The sequence below is a fragment of the Sphingobium sp. HDIP04 genome, from assembly GCF_000445085.1.
In the GTDB taxonomy this organism is placed as follows: domain Bacteria; phylum Pseudomonadota; class Alphaproteobacteria; order Sphingomonadales; family Sphingomonadaceae; genus Sphingobium; species Sphingobium indicum.
The window spans coordinates 1-3110 of the sequence record NZ_ATDO01000039.1 but is presented as its reverse complement, the minus strand read 5'-3'; the positions used below and the strand labels follow the sequence as shown (position 1 = coordinate 3110).

Here is a 3110-nt window from a genome sequence, read left to right as displayed (position 1 = left end):
CCCAGCGCCAGGTCGGCGCGGTCCTGGCGGACCGGATTGTCGACGTCGCGGATGCCCGGCGTGCCGGCCATGGCCGCCTCCGCCCGCCGGGCAAGGGCGCTCAGGGTAGCGAGATCCTCGCCGGCGATGCGGATTTCTATGGGGGCGGCGATCGGCGGACCCTGAACGAAGCCCAGGACGGTGATGCGCGCGCCCGGAAAGGCGGCGAACTCCCGCCGCAGGTCCGAAAGAAGCCGGGCGGAATGGGCGGGCCGGCCGTCGCGCAACGACACCGCGACCTCCGCGAAGGCAGGGTCGGGATCATGCTGGCGGACATTATAATAGATCTGGGGATTGCCCCGGCCCAGATTGGCGGCGAACCATTCCACCTCCGGCGCCCGCGCGAGCCGCCGTTCGACCTGGCGCAGGACCGCGTCGGTCGCGGGCAGCGAAGCCCCCTGCGGCAGTTCGATGCGGACCAGGAATTGCGGCGTGTCGGCTGGCGGGAAAAGGCTGGTCCCGATGGCCGCGATCAGCGGCGCGATGAACAGGCAGAGCCCGCCCAGCAGCGCCAGCGCCAGCCCGGGCCGGTCGAGCGCGCGATGCAGCACGGGCGCGTAGAAGCGATGAATGCCCCGCTCGATCATCGCCAGCATGCGATTGCCCTTCTCATCCTCGCGCGCGGGCAGCACCCGGCTGGCGACGAAGGGAATGATCGTGAGCGCGATGACGAAGGATGCGGAAACCGTGGCGATCACGCTGACGGGAAGGGAGCGGATGAACGCGCCCGACCCTTCCGGCAGCGCCAGCAGCGGCAGGAAGGCGAGCAGCAGGCAGGCCGTGCACCCCGCGACCGCCAGCAATATCTGCCGCGAACCCTCCATGGCGGCGGTGACGCGGTCCTCGCCGGATCGCTGGCGGCGCGTGATGTTCTCGACCACCACGACGCTGTCGTCGACGAGCAGCCCCAGCGAAAGCACGAAACCGCTGATCGAAAGCTGGTTCAGCCCGAACCCCAGCGCCTGCATGATGGCAAGGCCGGCAAGCAGCGACAGCGGGATGGCGAACATCACCACCCCGGCGGCGCGCAGCCCCAACGGAAGCAGCGTGATGGAGACGATGGCCAGCGCCACCAGGAAATCCCGGTAGAGGCCGTTCAGCCGCCGCTCCACATTGCTGGCCTGGAAGAAGCCATATTCGAGCTTGACGCCGCCGGGGACCATCCGCTCGAAACGGGTCAGTTCCGTCCGGATCGCCTGGGTCAGGACGCCGATGTCCACGCCCTCCTTGGCCGTGGCGGTAAGCAGCAAGGCGCGCCGGCCGTTGAAGCGGACGACATGCTCCGGCTCCCCGCTCGCCCATTCGACCCGCGCCAGGTCGCCTATGCGCGCCACCGCCCCCTCGCGGGAAAGGACCGGAACCCGCCGCACATCGTCGGGCGAGCGAAAGGCGCCGCCGGTCCGGACGATCAGGCGGCGCTGCCCCGCATTGACTGATCCGACGGGCGCCTCGTCGCTGGCCCGCTTCAGCGCGTCGACGACCAGCGAGGCGGGCAGGCGCAGTTCGGCGAGGCGGCCCGGATCGATCGCGACGCGCACCTCCATCGGCGGCGCGCCCCAATATTCCGCCCGGCGCACGCCGGGGATGCGGGCAATATCCTCCACCATGTCGTCGGCGAATTTCTCCAGCCGCCGCATCGGCAGCCGGTCGCTGACGAGGGCGGCCTGGAAGATCGCCGTCTCGCTGGTCCGGTTGCGGACGACGTCCAGCCGCGTGACGCCGTCGGGCAGCGTCGGCCGCAGGGCCGTGACCTCGCGGACGACCTCCTCATATTTGCGCTCGGCGCTGCTGGACCAGTCGAATTCGGCCTGGATCGTCGCCGCGCCGTCGGTCGCGCTGGCCTGCACGTCCTTCAGGTCGTCAATGCCGTAGAGGGCATTTTCGACCGGCTTGATCACCAGTTGCTCCAGATCGGCGGGCGTGGCCCCCGGCATCGCGATGCGGATGCTCATGCCCGGAACCGGGAATTGGGGGTCTTCGGACCGCGCGACGCTGATCCAGGAGGCAATCCCGACCGCCAGCGCCAGGCCTGTCAGGACCAGGGTCAGGCGGCTGCGCCGGATGAGGAAGGCGGCGGGGTTGAAGCCCATAGCTCAGTTCCCGCCCGCCACAAGGACAGGATCGCCGTCTTTCAGATAGCCCGCTCCCGCCGTGACGACGCGCGTGCCGGGTGACAGGCCGGCCACGACCGCATCGTCGGCCTCGAACCGGACCAGCCGCAGGCGGACGAACCTGGCCCGGCCGTTCGCGCCGACGGTGAAGACGCCCCCCTCCCGGCCCGATCGGGGGACGAAGGCTTCGGCGGGGACGGCCGCCAGCGAAGGTTGCGCGGGGGCGGCGGAGGACGGGAACCGGACGGAGGCGATGGCGCCGCTTTGCCCATGGCCGCCCGGCGGCAACCGGACCTCGACCATGCGCGTGCCCGTCGCGCCGTCGACCAGCGGCTGGCTTTTCGCGACCCGTCCGGGAAGCGGCTGCCGCCCTTCGAAACGGACTTCCGCAGGCGTGCCGATGGCGATGCCCTCGGCATCCCGTTCCGCCAGCGGCACCCTGATGACGAGCGGGCTGTCATAGTCCGCGACCCGCAGGATCGCCTGTCCCGCGCCGACCGTTTCGCCAAGCTGCGACAGGCGTTCCAGCACCACGCCGGAAAAGGGCGAGACGAGCGTTGCCGATTGCTGGTCGTAACGCGCGGCCGCCGCCGCCGCCCTCGCCTGTTCCACCGTGTCGCGCTGGTCCTGAACCGCCGCCGACGCGACCGACCCGCTCTGCGCGAGCGCCTCCAGCCGCGCCAGGGTGCGCGTGGCGCGGGCCAGCTCCGCATCCCGCGAAGCGAGCTGTTGCTGGATGTCGGTGCCGGCGATCCGGGCCAGCGGCTGACCCACGCGGATGCGGCTCCCCATGTCGACCGACAGGCGGGAAATCACGCCGCCGACGCGAAAGGACAGGGTGGATTGCCGCTCATAGGCCGCGGTGCCGGAGGCGCTGACCCCCTGTCGCGCGGAAGCCGGCGCGGCGAGAGCGACGCGGACGGCCGTGGGGGCCGGTTCCGCCTCGTCGCGCCGCGCCGC

General features: G+C 71.2%; 2 protein-coding genes. Both read right to left on the bottom strand.

Annotation, left to right across the window (positions count from 1 at the left end; genetic code table 11):
• The coding region (locus L286_RS27040; RefSeq protein WP_021222993.1) for an efflux RND transporter permease subunit at positions 1 to 2129 on the bottom strand (2129 nt) is incomplete at its 3' end.
• 3 nt (positions 2130 to 2132) lie between these two features.
• Positions 2133 to 3110: efflux RND transporter periplasmic adaptor subunit (locus tag L286_RS27035; RefSeq protein WP_021222992.1), on the bottom strand; the 978-nt coding region annotated here is incomplete at its 5' end.